General features: G+C 67.6%; 18 protein-coding genes. 11 read left to right on the top strand and 7 right to left on the bottom strand.

All coding sequences use genetic code 11. The annotated features are described in order from the left end of the window. The first annotated feature begins 17 nt into the window (after window positions 1-17). The 7 genes from dmpE to GEM_RS26665 all read left to right on the top strand — a co-directional run bounded on the left by dmpE (window position 18) and on the right by GEM_RS26665 (window position 5,694). Window positions 18-800: a 2-oxopent-4-enoate hydratase gene (dmpE, locus tag GEM_RS26695; RefSeq protein ID WP_014900542.1), complete on the top strand. Its 783-nt coding sequence runs from the start codon at window positions 18-20 to the stop codon at window positions 798-800. 41 nt (window positions 801-841) lie between these two features. Beyond that, on the top strand, window positions 842-1,765 hold the full coding sequence (locus tag GEM_RS26690; RefSeq protein WP_014900541.1) for an acetaldehyde dehydrogenase (acetylating): 924 nt from the start codon (window positions 842-844) through the stop codon (window positions 1,763-1,765). Window positions 1,766-1,809: 44 nt separating this feature from the next. Beyond that, window positions 1,810-2,856, top strand: a complete 1,047-nt coding sequence (dmpG, locus tag GEM_RS26685) for a 4-hydroxy-2-oxovalerate aldolase (RefSeq protein WP_014900540.1) — start codon at window positions 1,810-1,812, stop codon at window positions 2,854-2,856. After that, window positions 2,853-3,641 carry a 2-oxo-3-hexenedioate decarboxylase gene (dmpH, locus tag GEM_RS26680; protein ID WP_014900539.1) on the top strand — a complete coding sequence of 263 codons (789 nt, stop codon included), beginning with the start codon at window positions 2,853-2,855 and terminating at the stop codon, window positions 3,639-3,641. Before dmpG ends, dmpH begins: the two co-directional genes overlap by 4 nt. Window positions 3,642-3,668: 27 nt before the next feature. Further along, window positions 3,669-3,860, top strand: a complete 192-nt coding sequence (locus GEM_RS26675; protein ID WP_014900538.1) for a 2-hydroxymuconate tautomerase — start codon at window positions 3,669-3,671, stop codon at window positions 3,858-3,860. A gap of 37 nt (window positions 3,861-3,897) precedes the next feature. Next, on the top strand, window positions 3,898-4,719 hold the full coding sequence (locus GEM_RS26670) for an alpha/beta fold hydrolase (RefSeq protein WP_014900537.1): 822 nt from the start codon (window positions 3,898-3,900) through the stop codon (window positions 4,717-4,719). A gap of 72 nt (window positions 4,720-4,791) precedes the next feature. After that, window positions 4,792-5,694: a SphA family protein gene (locus GEM_RS26665; RefSeq protein ID WP_014900536.1), complete on the top strand. Its 903-nt coding sequence runs from the start codon at window positions 4,792-4,794 to the stop codon at window positions 5,692-5,694. Between the two features lie 85 nt (window positions 5,695-5,779). Here the strand turns inward: GEM_RS26665 and hndA are convergent, their stop codons facing one another. Next, the gene (gene hndA / locus GEM_RS26660) at window positions 5,780-6,730 is read right to left on the bottom strand and encodes a 2-hydroxy-1-naphthoic acid nonoxidative decarboxylase (protein WP_014900535.1); all 951 of its coding nucleotides are present in this window, start codon (window positions 6,728-6,730) and stop codon (window positions 5,780-5,782) included. Between the two features lie 122 nt (window positions 6,731-6,852). Between hndA and GEM_RS26655 the strand changes: the two genes are divergently transcribed. Continuing rightward, window positions 6,853-7,737: a LysR substrate-binding domain-containing protein gene (locus GEM_RS26655; RefSeq protein ID WP_014900534.1), complete on the top strand. Its 885-nt coding sequence runs from the start codon at window positions 6,853-6,855 to the stop codon at window positions 7,735-7,737. Window positions 7,738-7,769: 32 nt separating this feature from the next. Here the strand turns inward: GEM_RS26655 and dbpA are convergent, their stop codons facing one another. The 5 genes from dbpA to GEM_RS26630 all read right to left on the bottom strand — a co-directional run bounded on the left by dbpA (window position 7,770) and on the right by GEM_RS26630 (window position 13,041). Further along, the gene (dbpA, locus tag GEM_RS26650) at window positions 7,770-9,167 is read right to left on the bottom strand and encodes an ATP-dependent RNA helicase DbpA (protein WP_014900533.1); all 1,398 of its coding nucleotides are present in this window, start codon (window positions 9,165-9,167) and stop codon (window positions 7,770-7,772) included. A gap of 1 nt (window position 9,168) precedes the next feature. Further along, entirely contained in the window at window positions 9,169-9,366 is a 198-nt protein-coding gene (locus tag GEM_RS26645; protein ID WP_014900532.1) for a hypothetical protein, read from the bottom strand. Window positions 9,367-9,992: 626 nt separating this feature from the next. Continuing rightward, entirely contained in the window at window positions 9,993-11,654 is a 1,662-nt protein-coding gene (gene mqo, locus GEM_RS26640) for a malate dehydrogenase (quinone) (protein WP_187293260.1), read from the bottom strand. 516 nt (window positions 11,655-12,170) lie between these two features. Beyond that, entirely contained in the window at window positions 12,171-12,491 is a 321-nt protein-coding gene (locus tag GEM_RS26635) for a hypothetical protein (RefSeq protein WP_014900530.1), read from the bottom strand. 61 nt (window positions 12,492-12,552) lie between these two features. Next, window positions 12,553-13,041 (bottom strand): Lrp/AsnC family transcriptional regulator, encoded by a 489-nt coding sequence (locus tag GEM_RS26630; RefSeq protein WP_014900529.1) that lies wholly within the window; start codon window positions 13,039-13,041, stop codon window positions 12,553-12,555. A gap of 125 nt (window positions 13,042-13,166) precedes the next feature. Here GEM_RS26630 and GEM_RS26625 point away from each other — a divergent pair, with 125 nt between their 5' ends. Further along, on the top strand, window positions 13,167-14,204 hold the full coding sequence (locus GEM_RS26625; RefSeq protein ID WP_014900528.1) for a histone deacetylase family protein: 1,038 nt from the start codon (window positions 13,167-13,169) through the stop codon (window positions 14,202-14,204). Window positions 14,205-14,274: 70 nt separating this feature from the next. Then, window positions 14,275-15,420 carry a branched-chain amino acid ABC transporter substrate-binding protein gene (locus GEM_RS26620; RefSeq protein WP_014900527.1) on the top strand — a complete coding sequence of 382 codons (1,146 nt, stop codon included), beginning with the start codon at window positions 14,275-14,277 and terminating at the stop codon, window positions 15,418-15,420. A 49-nt stretch (window positions 15,421-15,469) separates the two neighbouring features. On the opposite strand, the gene GEM_RS26615 is transcribed toward GEM_RS26620, so the two are convergent. After that, entirely contained in the window at window positions 15,470-16,360 is an 891-nt protein-coding gene (locus tag GEM_RS26615) for a mechanosensitive ion channel family protein (protein ID WP_014900526.1), read from the bottom strand. A 329-nt stretch (window positions 16,361-16,689) separates the two neighbouring features. Here GEM_RS26615 and GEM_RS26610 point away from each other — a divergent pair, with 329 nt between their 5' ends. After that, entirely contained in the window at window positions 16,690-18,060 is a 1,371-nt protein-coding gene (locus GEM_RS26610) for a M23 family metallopeptidase (protein ID WP_014900525.1), read from the top strand. Window positions 18,061-18,090: the final 30 nt, after the last annotated feature.

Genomic DNA, 18,090 nt, shown 5'->3' with positions numbered 1-18,090 from the left:
CTGACCGGAACATTCTTATGGAATCCACGTTGATTACCACGCTGGGCGACCGGCTGTACGACGCGATGACATCGCGCGTGCCCGTCGCGCCGCTGACGTCGCAGCATGAGGACCTGTCGGTCGACGACGCGTACCGGATCCAGCAGCGCTTCGTGCAGCGCCGCCTGGACGCCGGCGAGACCGTCATCGGCAAGAAGATCGGCGTCACGTCGAAGGCGGTGATGGACATGCTCGGCGTCTACCAGCCCGACTTCGGCTACCTGCTGTCCGGCATGGTGCACGGCGAGGGCGCGTGCATCGCGCTCGACACGCTGATCCAGCCGAAGGCCGAAGGCGAGATCGCGTTCGTGCTGAAACGCGACCTGCTCGGCCCGGGCGTGACGAACGCGATGGTGCTGGCGGCGACCGAATGCGTGATGCCGTGCTTCGAGATCGTCGATTCGCGCATCCGCGACTGGAAGATCCGGATCGGCGACACGGTGGCCGACAACGCGTCGTGCGGCGTGTTCGTGCTCGGCGACCGCGCGGTGAGCATGCACAGCGTCGATCTGTCGACCTGCGGGATGGTGCTCGAGAAAAACGGCGACGTGATCGGCACCGGTGCCGGCGCGGCCGCGCTCGGCTCGCCGGTGAACGCGGTCGCGTGGCTCGCCAATACGCTCGGCCGCCTCGGCATTCCGCTGAAGGCCGGCGAAGTGATCCTGTCCGGCGCGCTCGCCGCGATGGCGCCGGTCGGACCCGGCGACAACTTCCGCGTGTCGATCGGCGGGATCGGCGCGTGTTCGGTGCGGTTCGCGTGAGCGCCGTCCGTTCCCATTTCCACGCAAACGAGGAATACCCCATGACCCGAAAGATCCGTTGCGCGCTGATCGGCCCTGGCAACATCGGTACCGACCTGCTCGCCAAGCTGATGCGCAGCCCCGTGCTCGAACCCGTGTGGATGGTCGGCATCGATGCCGATTCCGACGGCCTGAAGCGCGCCCGAGAACTCGGCCTCAAGACCACCGCCGACGGCGTCGACGGCCTGCTGCCGCACGTGCAGGCCGACGGCGTGCAGATTGCGTTCGACGCGACGAGCGCGTATGTCCACGCGGAGAACAGCCGCAAGCTCAACGCGCTCGGCGTGCTGATGATCGACCTGACGCCGGCCGCGATCGGCCCGTACTGCGTGCCGCCCGTCAATCTGAAGGACCACATCGGCTCCGGCGAGATGAACGTGAACATGGTCACGTGCGGCGGCCAGGCGACGATTCCGATGGTGCGCGCGATTTCGCGCGTGCAGCCGGTCGCATACGGCGAGATCGTCGCGACCGTGTCGTCGCGCTCGGTCGGCCCCGGCACCCGCAAGAACATCGACGAATTCACGCGCACGACGGCCGCGGCCGTTGCGCAGGTCGGCGGCGCGAAAGAGGGCAAGGCGATCATCGTGATCAACCCGGCCGATCCGCCGCTGATCATGCGCGACACCGTGCATTGCCTGACGGAGAGCACGCCCGACGAAGGGCGCATCGTCGAATCGGTGCACGCGATGATCACCGACGTGCAGCGCTACGTGCCGGGCTACCGGCTCGTCAACGGGCCGGTGTTCGACGGCAACCGCGTGTCGGTCTATCTCGAGGTCGAGGGCCTCGGCGACTACCTGCCGAAATATGCCGGCAACCTCGACATCATGACGGCCGCCGCCGCGCGCACGGCCGAGATGTTCGCCGAGGAACTGCTGGCCGGCCGCCTCACGCTGGCGTCGGCCGCGCAGGCAGCAGCCTGATGCCCGTCGACGCGACCTCCACGACCGCACGAAAAGGAATGGCAATGAATCTCAAAGGCAAACGAATCACCGTCCACGACATGACGCTGCGTGACGGCATGCACCCGAAGCGTCACCAGATGACGCTCGACCAGATGCGCTCGATCGCGAGCGGGCTCGACGCGGCCGGCGTGCCGCTGATCGAAGTCACGCACGGGGACGGCCTCGGCGGCTCGTCGGTGAACTACGGCTTTCCCGCGCATACCGACGCGGAATACCTCGGCGCGGTGATCCCGCTGCTGAAGCGGGCGAAGGTGTCGGCGCTGCTGCTGCCGGGCATCGGCACCGTCGACCACCTGAAGGAAGCGCACGCGCTCGGCGTGCATACGATCCGCGTCGCGACGCACTGTACCGAGGCGGACGTGTCCGAGCAGCACATCACGATGGCGCGCAAGCTCGACATGGATACCGTCGGCTTCCTGATGATGAGCCACATGAACAGCCCGGAAGGACTCGTGAAGCAGGCGAAGCTGATGGAGTCGTACGGCGCGAACTGCATCTACATCACCGATTCGGCCGGCTACATGCTGCCCGACGACGTGAAGGCGCGCCTGGGCGCGGTGCGCGACGCGCTGCAGCCGGCGACCGAACTCGGCTTTCACGGTCACCACAACCTCGCGATGGGCGTCGCGAACTCGATCGCCGCGATCGAGGCCGGTGCGAACCGGATCGACGGTGCGGCGGCCGGGCTCGGCGCCGGCGCGGGCAACACGCCGCTTGAAGTGTTCGTCGCCGTCTGCGAGCGAATGGGCATCGAGACCGGCGTCGACGTGTGGAAGATCCAGGACGTCGCGGAGGATCTCGTCGTGCCGATGATGGACTTCCCGATCCGCATCGACCGCGACGCGCTGACGCTCGGCTATGCGGGCGTGTACGGCTCGTTCCTGCTGTTCGCGAAGCGCGCGGGCGAAAAGTACGGGATTCCGGCCCGTGACATCCTCGTCGAGCTCGGTCGGCGCGGCATGGTTGGCGGGCAGGAGGACATGATCGAGGACACCGCGCTGACGCTCGCGAAGGCGCGCGCGGCGCAAGCGAAGCGGGAGGCCGCATGAACCTGTCGACCGAAACGATAGAGTCGCTTGCCGCGCATCTCGACGACTGCATGCGCGAGGCGCGCGACACGCCGAAGATCACCGACCGTCATCCGGAGATGGACTGGGACGACGCGTACGCGGTTCAGGACACGATGCGCCGCCGGCAGCTCGCGCGCGGCGCGCGGATCGTCGGCTACAAGGCCGGCCTGACGTCGCACGCGAAGATGCGGCAGATGGGCGTCGACACACCCGTGTTCGGCTTTCTGACTGACATTTACGACCTGCCCGACGGCGGCGAATGCGACACGGCCGCGCTGATCCATCCGAAGGTGGAACCGGAGATCGCGTTCGTGACGAAGGCCGAACTGACGGGGCCCGGCTGCCATATCGGCGCGGTGCTTGCGGCGACCGACTTCGTCGTCGCCGGGATCGAGGTGATCGACAGCCGCTATCGCGATTTCAAGTTCGACCTGAAGAGCGTGGTGGCCGACAACACGTCGGCCGCGCGCTTCGTCGTCGGCGGCCGCCCGCTGGCGGTCGAGGGCGTCGACCTGCGCACGCTCGGCATCGTGCTCGAGAAGAACGGGCTACCGGTCGCGTTCGGTGCCGGCGCGGCGGTGCTCGGGCATCCGGCCGCCGCGATCGCGATGCTCGCGAATCACCTGGGCGCGCGCGGCGAATCGATTCCGGCGGGCAGCCTGATCCTGTCGGGCGGCATCACGGAAGCCGTGGCCGTCGAAGCCGGCGACAGCGTGACGCTGCGCGTGCAGGACATCGGCTCGGTCGGCCTGCGATTCATCTGAACGTTCCGAACGTAACGGGAGGCCATCGTGCCGGTAGCACATCTGTACATCCTGGAAGGCCGTGACGACGACAAGAAGGAACGCCTGATCGCCGAGGTCACCGAAGCCATCCATCGCTCGCTCGACGCACCGGTCGAATCGGTGCGCGTGATCATCACCGAGATGCCGAAAGCGCATTTCGGGATCGGCGGGCAGAGCGCGAAAAAGCGCGGGCGCTGACGCGCCGCGCGTCATCGATATCGACTGGAGGAGCGTCATGTCAACCAATCCTGAACTGGGCCGCCGGATCATCGCCGGGGGGCTCGACACCAACTATCACGACCTTGGCGACGGGCCGCCCGTGCTGCTGATCCACGGCTCGGGGCCGGGCGTCACGGCCTACGCGAACTGGCGGCTCACGATGCCCGCGCTCGCCACGCAGTTTCGCGTGATCGCGCCGGACATGGCCGGATTCGGCGAAACCGAACGGCCGCGCGGCTACGCGTATTCGATGGACAACTGGGTCGATCACGCGCTCGGCCTGCTCGATGCGCTCGGCGTCGAACGCGCGCACGTGATCGGCAATTCGTTCGGCGGCGCACTGGCGCTCGCGCTGGCGATCCGCGCACCCGATCGGGTCGGGCGGCTGGTGCTGATGGGCGCGGCGGGCACGCGCTTCACGCTGACCGAAGGGCTCGACGCCGTGTGGGGCTACACGCCGTCGATCGCGAACATGCGCGGCCTGCTGGACATCTTCGCGTTCGATCGCACGCTCGTGAACGACGATCTCGCGAAGCTGCGCTACGACGCGAGCGTGCGGCCCGGCTACCAGGAGGCGTTCGCGAACATGTTTCCCGCGCCGCGCCAGCGCTGGGTCGACGCGCTCGCGAGCGACGACGCGAAACTGCGCGCGCTGACGCACGACACGCTGATCGTCCACGGGCGCGAGGATCGCGTGATTCCGCTCGAAAGCTCGACGAAGCTGCTCGAGCTGCTGCCGAACGCGCAGCTGCACGTGTTCGGCCGCTGCGGGCACTGGACGCAGATCGAGCATGCGGCCCGCTTCAATCGGCTCGTGATCGAGCACTTCAACGAGTAACGTATCGGCAGGACAGGCAGCGCAGGACAACCACAAGAAATCAAATCAGTAGAACAAAGATTGGAGACATCGATGAAACGAAAGGCTGCATTCGGAGTGGTCTCGCTCGCCGCGTGCGCGGGCATGGCGTTGAGCACCGGTGCATGGGCGACGGAGGGCGGCGGCGACACGATCGGCGAGGGCGCGGAAGCGTTCTTCGCCGGTGCGCTGCCGCCAGCCGGGCTGTACGCGTTGCTGTACTACACGCATTACCATGCGCCGCGCTTCAACGATTCGCACGGTAATGGCGCGGTGCCGGGTTTCAAGCTCGATGCCGACGTGCTGATTCCGCGCGTGGTCTGGATGTCGAACCTGTCGGTGCTCGGCGGGCGCTACGGCGCGTATGCGGTGCTGCCGATGGAGCATTTGGCGCTGGATGCGGGCGGCGCGTCGTTCGACCGCACCAATCTCGGCGACCTGATCGTCAGCCCCGCGCTGATCGCCTGGGGCTCGGGCGCGCTGCGCACCGTCGCGGCGATCGAGTTCGTGTTTCCGACCGGGCAGTACGACGCGCATGCTGCGCTGAACACCGGCAAGAACTACTACACCGCGCGGCCGGTGTTCGGCGTGTCGTGGCTGCCGAACGACAAGGTCGAGCTGTCCGCGAAGATGACCTACAGCTTCAATTCGCCGAACAACGACACCCATTACCACTCGGGGAACCTGTTCCACATCGACTACTCGGCGAGCTATGCGGTCACGCCCAAGGCGCGTGTCGGGCTGTCGGGCTACTTCGTCAAGCAGACCACCGACGACATGCAGAACGGGCAGCCGGCCGCGGGCGACGGTTTTCGCGGACAGGTGTTCGCGATCGGGCCCGGTTTCCGTTACCAGTTCGGCAAGGTCAGTCTGGAGGCGCGCGTCGTGAAGGAGTTCTTCGTGCGCAACCGGCCGGCCGGCGAGGCCGTGTGGGCGAAGGCCGTCATCCCGTTCTGAAGGCGCGGCGCAGCGCGGATGGCCGACGGCCGGTTGCGCGCGTGACGCCGTCGTCGCGGGGCGTCACGCGGCACTTCATCGTGCGTTACCGCGCGAGTGCGGCGAGCCGCGGGAACAGCGGCAGTGCGTTCGAACGGTTGAGTGCGGTGTGGCGGCCGGCGTCCAGCGCGGCATACGCATCCTGCGCCGCGGTGAACGACGTGCTGACCGACGGCGGCGCGTACGGGAAGTCGCTGCCGTACAGCACGCGGTCGGATTGCGCGAACGCCGTGAGGCTCGGCAGCGCCGACGGCGACGACAGCGCGGTATCGAAGTAGAACGTGCGCAGCAGGTCGAGCAGCCCGTCGCGATCCGGCACGTCGTTGCGCACGCCCGGCGCGAGTTCGGCAAAGCGGTACGCGGTGTACGGCAGGAAGCCGCCGGCGTGCGACAGGATGATGCGCACGTTCGGGTGGCGCGCGACCACGCCGTTGAGCACGAGCTGCAACGCGGTGCGCGTCGTATCGAACGGGTAGTCGAGCAGTGGGCCGGGCATCCCCGGCAATACGTCGATCGCGGGCTTGGCCGGATGAATGAACACCACCGCGTGGCGGCGATCGAGTGCGTCCCAGACGGGTTCGAATGCCGCATCGCCGAGATAGACGCCGCCGTAGTTGCTGAGCAGCACGACACCGTCGGCGTTCAGCGCGTCGAACGCATGGTCGATTTCGGCGAGCGCGCCGTCGACGTCAGGCAGCGGCAGCGTCGCGAAGTTGCCGAAGCGGGTCGGCCATTGCGCGACGAGGCCGGCCACGTATTCGTTCACCTGACGCGCCATGTCGCGCTTCGCCTGGCCGTTCCAGCCCTGCACGCCCGGCGCGGTCAGCGACAGCACGCCGGTCTGGATCTCCAGCGAATCCATGAACGCGAGCGCGGCTTCCGGGCTCCAGGTGGGGCTACCCCAGCCGGACGGATCGCCGCCGTGCGCGGGCAGGGCGTCGGCCCAGAACGGCGGGACGACATGCTGGTGGACATCGATGCGGTTGCGGCCGGACATGATCGGGCTCCTGTGAAAGTTCGCTGCGTCGCAGCGGATGTCCATCAGGATGCGCGTGGTTGATTTTTCATTCCAATAGATTAAATTTCAGGATTAATCGTTTGTGGTGATCAATCGACCGTATGGACCTTCGTCATTTGCGTTACTTCCTCGCGGTTGCCGAAGAGGGGCATTTCGGCCGGGCGGCGGAGCGGCTGCATATCGTGCAGCCCGCGCTGAGCGCGCAGATCCGCGCGCTCGAGGACGAACTGGGAACCGCGCTGTTCGAGCGCAGCACGCGCAAGGTGGCGCTGACCGACGCCGGCCGGCTGCTCGTGACCGAAGCACGGCGCACGCTCGAACAGGCCGAGCGCACGAAGACGGTGGTGCAGCGCGCGGCGCGCGGCGAGACGGGCGTGGTGCGGATCGGCTTCGTCGGCAATGCGGTCGCGACCGGGCGGCTGTCCGACGACTTGATCGCGTTTCACGCGGCCTGGCCGAACGTGGCGCTCGACCTGCACGAAATGGCGCCGGCCGCGCAGCAGGACGCGATCCTCGCCGGCCGGCTCGACATTGGCTATTGCCCGGCCTTCGGCACGGACGTCGAGGCGAAGCTGGCCGTGCGGACGGTCGGTAGCTGGGCGTGGGACGTGATGATGAGCGACCGGCATCCGCTCGCGAAGCGGCGCTCGGTGAGCGTCGCGGCGCTCGCGGACGAGCCGTTCATTTTCTATGCCGCCGACGGCGACGACGAAGGGCAGCTGGCGATCCTGCGGCGGGTGCTCGGCAAGACGCCGCACATCGCGCACAAGGTGAGCAGCACGCTGTCCGTGCTGGCGTTGACGGGGGCCGGTCTCGGCGTGGCGCTGGTGCCGGCGCCGCTCAGCCGGATCGCGGCGCCGAACATCGTCTACCGGAAACTCACCGGCAGCGTGCCGGGTTCCGAACTCGTCGTGCTCAGCCGGATCGGCGGGGAATGGGGAGCGGTACAGCAGTATCTGGCGATGCTGGGCGGGCGCGCTGTGTAAGCGTTGCGGCGCGCCCGTCCGGCATCACGGCGTTACTCTTCGTCCATCAACCGGACCTTGACCCGCTTGCCCTTGATCTTGCCCGCATTGAGCTTGCGCAGCGCGTCGTGTGCGACGCCGCGCTCGATCGCGACATAGGTCGAGAACTCGGTCACGTTGATCTTGCCGATCTGCTTGCCGTCGAACCCGGCGTCGCCGGTGAGCGCGCCGAGCACGTCGCCCGGGCGGATCTTGTCCTTGCGCCCGCCGAGGATCTGCAGCGTTTCCATCGGCGGCAGCAGCGTGTCGTTGCCGGCCGGCGTCAGCTCGGCGAGCGGATGCCATTCGACTTCGCGCTTCTGCGCCTGTTCGATCCCGCCGACGCGGCCCATCTCGTCCATGCTCGCGAGGCTCAGCGCCCAGCCGTCCTGGTCCGCGCGGCCGGTGCGGCCGATGCGGTGCACGTGCACTTCCGGGTCGGGCGTCACGTCGACGTTGATCACGGCTTCGAGCTGCGCGATGTCGAGCCCGCGCGCGGCGACGTCGGTCGCCACCAGCACCGAGCAGCTGCGGTTCGCGAACTGGATCAGGACCTGGTCGCGTTCGCGCTGGTCGAGCTCGCCGTGCAGCGCGAGCGCATGGAAGCCCTGCGCATGCAGCACGTCGAGCAGGTCGCGGCACTGCTGCTTCGTGTTGCAGAACGCGATCGTGCTCACCGGCCGGAAGTGGTTCAGCAACTGGCCGACTGCGTGCAGCCGCTCGTTCTCGGTCACTTCATAGAAGCGCTGGCGGATCTTGCTGTCGTCGTGGCGCTCCTGAAGCTTGATTTCCTTCGGGTTGCGCAGGAACTGCTGGCTCAGCTTCGCGATGCCGTCGGGATAGGTCGCGGAGAACAGCAGCGTCTGGCGCGTCGTCGGGCACATCCGCGCGACCTTCGCGATGTCGTCGAAGAAGCCCATGTCGAGCATCCGGTCGGCTTCGTCGAGCACCAGCGTGTTCAGCGTGTCGAGCTTCAGGTTACCTCGGTCGAGGTGATCCATGATGCGGCCCGGCGTGCCGACGACGATGTGCGCGCCGTGTTCGAGGCTCTGCGCCTGCGGGCGCATCGGCGTGCCGCCGCACAGCGTCAGTACCTTCACGTTCTCCTCGGCACGCGCGAGGCGGCGCACTTCCTGCGCGACCTGGTCGGCAAGCTCGCGCGTCGGGCACAGGATCATCGCCTGCACGTCGAAGCTGCGTGTGTCGAGGCGCGCCAGCAGCGCGAGCGAGAACGCGGCGGTCTTGCCGCTGCCCGTCTTCGCCTGCGCGATCAGGTCCTGGCCGGCCAGCGCGATCGGCAGGCTCGCGGCCTGGATCGGCGTCATGTCGACATAGCCGAGCTGCGCGAGGTTGGCGAGCGTGGCGGGCGTCAGCGGCAGCGCGCTGAAGGGCGTGGTGGTCGGTTGGGTCATGTCAGGAGAGGTCTCCGAGGTAAGGCTTGCCTTCCATCTGTTCATAGACGACGTTGCCTTCATCGTCCTCGAAGCGCTCGAGGTAGTTGCGCGCGCCGCACAGCGGGCAGCGGAACAGCAGCCCCTGGCCTTCGTCCTTGATGACGACGTCGGACTGCTCCCACTGCGTGCCGCAGCTCTGGTTTCGGCAAGTAAACACGGTCTTTCTCCAGCTGAATTCGGTTGATGGCGCGCCCGGGCGGGCGCAGCAACGAGGTGCGGCGCTCGCGCGGCTCGGGCGCGGGCCGCACCGGCGGTCGCGTGGACCGCGTCGATGCGGATGGTGGATCGGGTGGCGACAGCGTCGCGCGTGCCCGCAATTCTAGCGGATGCGGGGGCGGCAGCGGAGGACCGGTGGCGGGTAGCCGGCTGGGGACGACCGGCAGAGCGCGGCCGACAGCGGACAACCCGCAGCGGGCGAGCGGCCGGTGCGATCGGCTGCGGTGCGACGACATCGGTGCGACCGGCTACGGGACGGCCGGTAGCAGGTGGCTGGTAGCGTAGGACCGGTAGCGGGGAGCCTGCTGGGGACGACCGGCAGAGCGCGGCCGACAGCGGACAACCCGCAGCGGGCGAGCGGCCGGGGCGATCGGCTGCGGTGCGATGGCATCGGTCCGACCGGCAACGGGACAACCGGTAGCGAAGGACCGGCATCGCTGCGACCGGCAGCGCAGCAGCCTGCGACGCCGCCCACCGGACGACGCACACGGCGCCCCCCGCATCCGCGATGAAAAACGGCCGCCCCGGAGGGCGGCCGTGCGATGCGGCGAAGCGGGGCCGGACGCGTTACAGCGCCATGTCGGCCGACGCCTTCGCGGGGCGTGCCGGGGCCGGGCTGGTGGCCTGCGCCGGCGTCGCCATGTCGATCTTCGGCGGCGGCGACAACTGCAGCACGTCGCTCGTGTAGGTCCATTCTTCAACGACCTTCGCCGGGCTGTCGTTCAGCTTCGTGCCGTAGCTCGGCACGATCTGGCGGATTTTCTGCTGCCACTCGGGCGTCGCGACCTTGTCCTTGAACACCTTCTGCATCAGGTTCAGCATGATCGGCGCGGCCGTCGACGCACCCGGCGATGCGCCGAGCAGGCCCGCGATGCTGCCGTCCTGCGAGCTGACGATTTCGGTGCCGAGCTTCAGTACGCCACCCTTCTTCGGGTCGCGCTTGATGATCTGCACGCGCTGGCCAGCCTGCCACAGGCGCCAGTCTTCCTTCTTCGCGTCCGGGAAATATTCCTTCAGCGCGTTGAAGCGGTCGTCGTCGGACAGCATCAGCTGGCCGGCCAGGTACTGGACCAGCGGGAATTCGTCGACGCCCACGCGCATCATCGGCGCGACGTTGTGCAGGTTGGTGCTCTTCGCGAGGTCGAAGTAGGAACCGTTCTTCAGGAACTTGGTCGAGAACGTCGCGAACGGCCCGAACAGGATGATCTTCTTGCCGTCGATGATGCGCGTGTCGAGGTGCGGCACCGACATCGGCGGCGAGCCGACCGACGCCTTGCCGTACGCCTTCGCGAGATGCCGCTTCACGACCTCGGGGTTGTCGGTCACGAGGAACGAGCCGCCGACCGGGAACGCGCCGTAGTCCTTCGCCTCGGGGATACCCGACGCCTGCAGCAGGTGCAGCGCACCGCCGCCCGCGCCGATGAACACGAACTTCGCGTCGACGGCCTGCGGCGGTTCATCCGAATGCAGTTTGACCCACGACACGTGCCACGTGCCGTCCGCATTGCGCGAGATCTCGCGCACTTCGCTCGACAGCGACAGCGTGAAGTTCGGCTGGGTCTTCAGGTAGCCGACGAACTGGCGCGTGATCTCGCCGAAGTTCACGTCGGTGCCGATCGGCGTCCACGTTGCCGCCACCTTCTGGTTGCGGTCGCGGCCTTCCATCATCAGCGGCACCCACTGCTTGATCTGGTCGTAGTCTTGCGAATACTGCATCCCGCGGAACAGCGGGCTCGCCTGCAGCGCGTCGTAGCGCTTCTTCAGGAAGCGGACGTTGTCGTCGCCCCACACGAAGCTCATGTGCGGCGTCGAGTTGATGAAGGAGTGCGGGTTCTTCAGCACGCCCTGCCTGACCTGCCAGGCCCAGAACTGGCGCGAGATCTGGAACGACTCGTTGATCTCGATCGCCTTCGAGATGTCGATCTTGCCGTCCGCCTTCTCCGGCGTGTAATTCAGTTCGGCGAGCGCCGAGTGGCCGGTGCCCGCGTTGTTCCAGCCGTTCGAGCTTTCCAGCGCGACGCCGTCGAGGCGCTCGACCATCGTCATCGACCAGTCAGGCTGAAGCTCGTGCAGCCAGACGCCGAGCGTCGAGCTCATGATGCCGCCGCCCACCAGCACGACGTCGACCTTTTTCGTGTCGGCGGCGTGCGCGGACGACGCGGCGACGCACAGCGCGAGCGCCGACAGTATTACCCGTAACGTTTTGATCACAGCAGATCCCTTTTTCAACTTGGATGCATCGGTTTGCCATCCCGCCCGGCCGATGCGAAATCGCACTCGGCGTGTGTATCCGGAGATCCGGACCGCGAATCCGGAATTCCGGATCGACCGCGTTCGCCGTTGCATGTGCGCACGCGAAGCCGTTGCGAAGGACACCTTCGGATCGGCTTCATGCACTCATGCAATCGCAGGCTTCACGGTCGTGCGACGAGCGCGCAGGCCCTTGCCGCAGGCCAAGCCGGACGGCGCGTCGGACCGCGTCGAAAGCGGCCGCGCGCAATGCGTTCCGTGGGGGCGGGATGGCAAGGGGCGCGTAATATAACCGAACTCGATTGCGGTGTCGCTCGCTCGGAATATCCTTGTTTTCGTGGGGTTTTTTGCGTGTCCGGGTTTCCGGAATGACGGTGTGCGAAACGGGAAAAACGGCCGGCATCAGCGGGGCGAAACGCGCGCGACGGGCATGTCGCCCGTCGTGCTTGCACTTCATCGAGCCGCGGCGTTGCACCGCGACCCGGTCACATCACTTCACTTCGCTGCGCCGTTCCGGCAGAACTGCTCGTACCCCTGCGCCGAATTCGCGAAGCCACGCGCCTTCGCGAGTTCCCACGGACGCTCGCATTGCTGCGTCTGCTCGCACCATGCGTAGCCCGCCGAGCCGATGCAGCCGTGCGCGTCGCGATCGCCGCCGACCATCGGCGGGGCGGCCTGGGCAGTCTGTGCGCCCTGCGTGTCCTGCCCGGCGACATCGGGCGGGAGCGGGGTAGGCGGTTGCGTCGCGCACGCGCCCAATGCAAATACGAGAGCGATCGCGGCGGCAAGCGACGCGGAAGGAATGAAATGTTTCATACGGTAGCGCTCCATGGGATGAAGGTCGACAGTGGGTGTCCGTGCGTGGGCGCATGAACGATCACGCATCCGACACCGGCACGCGCGACGAGAACTTGACCTCGCGCAGCGCGAGGCTCGACTGGATCGACGACACGCCGGCCTGCTTGCGCAGCACGCGTTCGACGAATTCCGCATACGCATCGAGATCTGTGGCGACGACCTGCAGGATGTAGTCGGCCGCGCCGGTGATCTTGTGGCACGACGTCACTTCGTCGTGGCGCCGCATCACGTCCTCGAAGTGATCCGAATCCTGGTCCGAGTGCATGTTGAACGTGACCTGCACGAACGCGAACACGTTCATCCCGAGCGCGCGGCGGTCGAGGTTCGCCTGGTAGCCGGTGATCACGCCTTCGTCCTCGAGCCGCTTGCGCCGCCGCCAGCACGGCGTGACGCTCAGCGACAGCCGTTCGCCGAGCGTCGCGTTGGACAGCGCGCCGTCTTCCTGCAGCAGGCGGAGCATCGCGCGATCGACGCCGTCCAGTTCCGCCGAAGCGCGATTTTTGCTCATTCCAGGGTCTCCGTAGACGGTTTTCTCAAAATTGTATGAAACGAAGAGGTGAAAAGCAAAGTTATTGCCGGCCGGCCTCAATAGACTGTTGCCACCCCTCACAGCCTTCACTGCAACGGTCAACCATGCTCACGGTCTACAGCAGCGATCACCATCTGCATCGCGGCGTCGAACTGAAGGACGGCGCGATCACTGATTCGTTCGAGAACCCCCTTCGCGCCGAAACGGTGCTCGCGCAGGTCCGCGCGGCCGGCCTCGGCGACGTAATCGCGCCGCGCGCGTTCGACCGCGCGAGCTATGCCGGCGCGCACAGCGCGCGCTATGTCGACTTCCTTGCCGGCGCATGGGACGAATGGACCGCGACCGGCCGTACCTGCCAGGCGCTGCCGCTCGTGTGGCCGGTGCGCGCGATGCCGTCGGCGGCGACGCTGCCCGACTTCATCGACGGCAAGCTCGGCTTCTTCGCGATGGACGCCGGTGCGCCGATCAACGCCGGCACGTGGGACGCGGTGAGTGCGAGCGCGAACTCGGCGCTCACCGGCGCCGACTTGCTGTCGAACGGCGGCGCGCGCGCGGCGTTCGCGCTGTGCCGCCCGCCCGGCCACCACGCGGGCCGCGAGTACATGGGCGGCTACTGCTACCTGAACAATGCGGCGATCGCCGCGCAGCACGGCATCGCGAGCGGTGCCGCGCGTGTCGCGGTGCTCGACGTCGACTTCCACCACGGCAACGGCACGCAGGACATCTTCTACGACCGCTCGGACGTGCTGTTCGCGTCGCTGCACGGCGAGCCGGCGGTGTCGTATCCGTACTTCTCCGGCTACGCGGACGAGCGCGGCACGGGCGCGGGCGAGGGCTTCAACCTGAACCTGCCGCTGCCGAAGGGTACGCAGTGGGACACCTACTCGGCGGCGCTCGGCCACGCCACGGCCGCGATCGCGAAGCACGCGCCCGACCTGCTCGTCGTGTCGCTCGGCGTCGACACGTTCGAGCACGACCCGATCAGCCATTTCAAGCTGCGCTCGCCCGACTACCTGCGGATCGGCGAAGCGCTCGCGCGCCTGAACCTGCCGACGCTGTTCGTGATGGAAGGCGGCTACATGGTCGAGGAAATCGGTATCAACGCGGTGAACGTGCTGCTCGGCTTCGAAGGGCGCGCGTGACCGCATCGCTTTGCCAGCAATCAACGACGGTCCTGATCACGAACCAAGAGCGACAAGGAAGGAGACGAACATGAATCGACATCAGAAGAAGACGGCAGGCGCGACCGCGGTGGCGCTTGCGTGCGCACTATTCGCGCTGTCCGCGCACGCGGACGAGGTCGTGCGCATCGGGCACGTCGCGCCGCTGACCGGCGCGATCGCGCACCTCGGCAAGGACAGCGAGAACGGCGCGCGGCTCGCGGTCGAGGAGATCAACGCGAAGGGGCTCGTGATCGGCGGCAAGAAGGTCACGCTGCAACTCGACGCGCAGGACGACGCGGGCGATCCGCGCACCGCGACGCAGGTCGCGCAGCGGCTCGTCGACGACAAGGTGGTCGGCGTCGTCGGCCATCACAACTCGGGCACGTCGATTCCGGCGTCGCGCGTCTATCGTGACGGCGGCGTCGTGCAGATCTCGCAGGCTGCGACCAACCCGATGTACACGCAGCAGGGTTTCAAGACGACCTACCGCGTGGTTGCGACCGATGCGCAGCAGGGGCCCGCGCTGGCGTCCTACGCGGCGAAGAACATGGGCGTGAAGACGGTTGCCGTGATCGACGATTCGACCGCGTACGGGCAGGGCCTCGCGACCGAATTCGAGAAGGCGGCGAAGGCGTCCGGGATGAAGGTCATCTCGCGCGACGCGACCAACGACAAGGCGATCGACTTCCGCGCGATCCTCACCAAGATCAAGGGCGAGAACCCCGACGCGATCATGTACGGCGGGATGGACGCTACCGGCGGCCCGCTCGCGAAGCAGGCGCGCCAGCTCGGCATGCGCGCGAAGATCCTCGCCGGCGACGGCGTGTGCTCGACCGACCTGCCGAAGCTCGCGGGCCCGGCGTCGGACAACGTCGTGTGCTCGGAAGCCGGCATCGCGCTCGAGAAGATGCCGGGCGGCGGGGCGTTCGTGAAGCGTTACGAGGCGCGCTACCACCAGCCGATGCAGGTGTATGCGCCGTTCTCGTACGACGCGGTGCACATCATCGTCGACGCGATGAAGCGCGCGAACTCGACGGACCCGGCGAAGGTGCTGGCCGCGATGCCGGCGACCGAATATCGCGGCGTGATCGGCGAAACCAGCTTCACGCCGCAGGGCGATCTGAAGCACGGCGCGATCTCGGTGTTCACGTACAAGGGCGGCAAGAAGGCGCTGCTCGACATCGTCAGGATGTGACGCAGGCGGGGCGCGCCGCGCGGCTCGCGCTGTTGCGTGCTCCGAGGTTTTACGACGCGCTTTGCGACGCCTGCACGCGGCGCGGTTCGGCTTGCCGCAGCGGCTGTTCGGCGTCGTGCACGATGTGCAGCTCGCGGGTGCGGATCGGCAGCGCGCAGTCCGCATCGGCGAGCGTCTTGCGCACCTGGCGCGCGAGGCGCCAGCGCATCGCCCAGAACTTGTCCGTGTGCGTCCACACGCGCATGTTCGCGATCGCGGTGCTGTCGTCGAAGCGCATCACCATCACGTCCGGCGCGGGATCCTGCAGCACGTCGGGATCGGCCACTGCCAGTGCGCGCAGCGCGTCGAGCGCACGGTCGATGTCGTCGTGCACGGACACTTCCACTTCGAGATCGAGGCGGCGCGTCGGATTACGCGTGTAGTTGCGGATCGCGCTGCCCCACAGCGCGCTGTTCGGCACGTATTCGCAGATGCCGTCCGGCTTCGTCAGCCGCGTCATGAAGAGCCCGACCTCGTCCACCGTCCCCGCGACACCCGTGCCGCCGTCGATGTAGTCGCCCACCTTGAACGGCCGCAGCAGCAACAGCATGATGCCGGCCGCGATGTTCTGCATCGTGCCTTGCAGCGCGAGCCCGATCGCGAGGCCGGCGGCGCCCAGCACCGCGACGATGCTGGCAGTTTCGATGCCGAGCTGCGACAGCGCGCCGACGATCGCGACGATGCGCACGCTCCACACGGCGACGTCGCAGAGAATCGGCCGCAGCGTGTCGTCGACGCGCTCCTTGTTCGAGAGCACCCGGTTCAGCCAGTTGCCGATGCGTTTCGACAGCCACCAGCCGCCGACGAGCAGCACGAGGGCCGCGCAGAGCTTGACGGAGAGTGTGGACAGCGCGTTCCACAGGAACGTCCAGCGTTCCGGATGAAGATGATCGAGCAACATGGCGGGGTTCCGGTTTGAAGACACAGGGCGCGGCGCGCAGCGTGTCCGTCATCGTCGGACCGGCGTGCGCTCGCGCGTCGGCAGCCCTCGACTGTACACGGCATGCATGGTTTCGCGCGAACGCAACGGGGCGGATTACCGGGCGTTCTTGCGGTGAAAGCGTGATTTCGTTCTCGTACTAAGCGGATCGTTTGACAAACAGGATTGGTCCTATTCAGCCATTTCGATCCCGTCGATACACTCGATTCCGAGTTGCCGGATCGTGACGATCGTTCCTCCGCGACATCCGGTTCTTTCCCGATTTTTCATTGATAGCGAGTGACGACGTCATGCGGTCATACCTGCGTTTCCGTCTCGCACGCGAACAAGGTCGATCCGCGCAAAGCGGGGCCATCCGCGCTCCGATTCGCCGCATGCTGCTGAGCGGTGTCGCCGCGGCGGCATGGCTTGCCGGCACGCAGGGCGCAGTGGCGCTGGTGTCTTCCGGCGCCGCGCCGTTCACACCCGTGACGGCGCAAGCGGCCGACCTTGTCGACGTGCCTTTCTTCAGTGCCTCCCGCACCATCTGGGGCGGCTTGCTGGCATCGACCACGGTGCCGCGTGTCGCGCTGGAACCGCGCGCGGCGAACGCCCGCGCGCACGCCGCTTCCGGCAGGTTCGCGATGCGTGCCGGCGCATGTACGCCGTACGTCGTCCTCTGCGATGCGGCGCGCGGTGCGATCGAGCGCAATTACGCGGCCCGCTTCGACTACGGCTTTGCATCACCGCTGCCGGCCATCGGCGTGCCGCCGGCATTCGAGCCGCATCGCGCCGAGCTGGCATCCGCCGAGTCGTTCGTGTTCGCTGGGCAGGAGAGCGGCACGCGCGCCGGCGCGATCACCGGCAGCCTGCGTGCGTCGCTGGCGCGGGCCGATCTGCCGGCCGGTGTCGCGGCACAGATCAACCGCTTGCTGGCCGGGCGTACCGATCCGAAGCAGCGCGGCGCGCGCGGCGATACCTTCCGCGTCGCCTTCGCCCCTGACGACAGCGCGACGCTGGCGGGCGGCGTGCGCGTGACGGCGCTCGATGTCCGCTTTCGCGGCCAGCGCGTCACCGCTGTGTGGTTCGCACCGCAGGCAGGCTCGCCGGGCGCCTACTACGATCTCGACGGCATGCCGCTCGCCGGCTCGCGGTTCGAGATGCCGGTCAGCGCGACGCGGATCAGTTCGCGGTTCGGCGCGCGCGTGCATCCGGTGACCGGCGCGCGTCACGTGCATTCCGGCGTCGATCTCGCCGCGCCGACGGGCCGTGCGGTCCGTGCATCCGAGCGCGGCGTCGTGACGTTCATCGGCACCGAGCCGGGCGGCTATGGCAAGTATGTGGTGATCCGTCATGCCGGCGGTTATATGTCGTACTACGCGCACCTGTCCGCGTTCGAGCCGACGCTGCGAACCGGCGCGCGGGTACTGCGTGGCCAGCGCGTCGGCGCCGTCGGTAGCACCGGGACCGCGACCGGCCCTCATCTGCACTTCGAAGTCCGGCGACATGCCCGTCTCGTCGATCCGATCGAACTGGTGCAGGCGGCAAGGGCGGCGAAACTGAAGGGCGAGCAGCGTGTGGCGTTCAAGAGCGTGGCTCGCGCCGCGCGTACGCAACTGGCCGCGGCCACGTGGACGCAGCCGCTCGTGATGTCGCAGCGTCGCGCGCCGCGTGACGGCTGACCATCGAGCGGACGCCGGCCGGCGCGGCCG

This window comes from Burkholderia cepacia GG4 (assembly GCF_000292915.1).
Taxonomy (GTDB): Bacteria; Pseudomonadota; Gammaproteobacteria; order Burkholderiales; family Burkholderiaceae; genus Burkholderia; species Burkholderia cepacia_D.
The sequence above is the reverse complement of the archived record's forward strand: the minus strand, read 5'-3'. Positions and strand labels throughout refer to the sequence as shown.

What these genes read in the sequence shown, in the direction of transcription:
- dmpE (WP_014900542.1), top strand. Translation starts at nt 18, where the DNA reads ATGGAATCCACGTTGATTACCACGCTGGGCGACCGGCTGTACGACGCG.
- GEM_RS26690 (WP_014900541.1), top strand. Translation starts at nt 842, where the DNA reads ATGACCCGAAAGATCCGTTGCGCGCTGATCGGCCCTGGCAACATCGGT.
- dmpG (WP_014900540.1), top strand. Translation starts at nt 1,810, where the DNA reads ATGAATCTCAAAGGCAAACGAATCACCGTCCACGACATGACGCTGCGT.
- dmpH (WP_014900539.1), top strand. Translation starts at nt 2,853, where the DNA reads ATGAACCTGTCGACCGAAACGATAGAGTCGCTTGCCGCGCATCTCGAC.
- GEM_RS26670 (WP_014900537.1), top strand. Translation starts at nt 3,898, where the DNA reads ATGTCAACCAATCCTGAACTGGGCCGCCGGATCATCGCCGGGGGGCTC.
- GEM_RS26665 (WP_014900536.1), top strand. Translation starts at nt 4,792, where the DNA reads ATGAAACGAAAGGCTGCATTCGGAGTGGTCTCGCTCGCCGCGTGCGCG.
- hndA (WP_014900535.1), bottom strand. Translation starts at nt 6,730, where the DNA reads ATGTCCGGCCGCAACCGCATCGATGTCCACCAGCATGTCGTCCCGCCG.
- GEM_RS26655 (WP_014900534.1), top strand. Translation starts at nt 6,853, where the DNA reads ATGGACCTTCGTCATTTGCGTTACTTCCTCGCGGTTGCCGAAGAGGGG.
- dbpA (WP_014900533.1), bottom strand. Translation starts at nt 9,167, where the DNA reads ATGACCCAACCGACCACCACGCCCTTCAGCGCGCTGCCGCTGACGCCC.
- GEM_RS26635 (WP_014900530.1), bottom strand. Translation starts at nt 12,491, where the DNA reads ATGAAACATTTCATTCCTTCCGCGTCGCTTGCCGCCGCGATCGCTCTC.
- GEM_RS26630 (WP_014900529.1), bottom strand. Translation starts at nt 13,041, where the DNA reads ATGAGCAAAAATCGCGCTTCGGCGGAACTGGACGGCGTCGATCGCGCG.
- GEM_RS26625 (WP_014900528.1), top strand. Translation starts at nt 13,167, where the DNA reads ATGCTCACGGTCTACAGCAGCGATCACCATCTGCATCGCGGCGTCGAA.
- GEM_RS26620 (WP_014900527.1), top strand. Translation starts at nt 14,275, where the DNA reads ATGAATCGACATCAGAAGAAGACGGCAGGCGCGACCGCGGTGGCGCTT.
- GEM_RS26615 (WP_014900526.1), bottom strand. Translation starts at nt 16,360, where the DNA reads ATGTTGCTCGATCATCTTCATCCGGAACGCTGGACGTTCCTGTGGAAC.
- GEM_RS26610 (WP_014900525.1), top strand. Translation starts at nt 16,690, where the DNA reads ATGCGGTCATACCTGCGTTTCCGTCTCGCACGCGAACAAGGTCGATCC.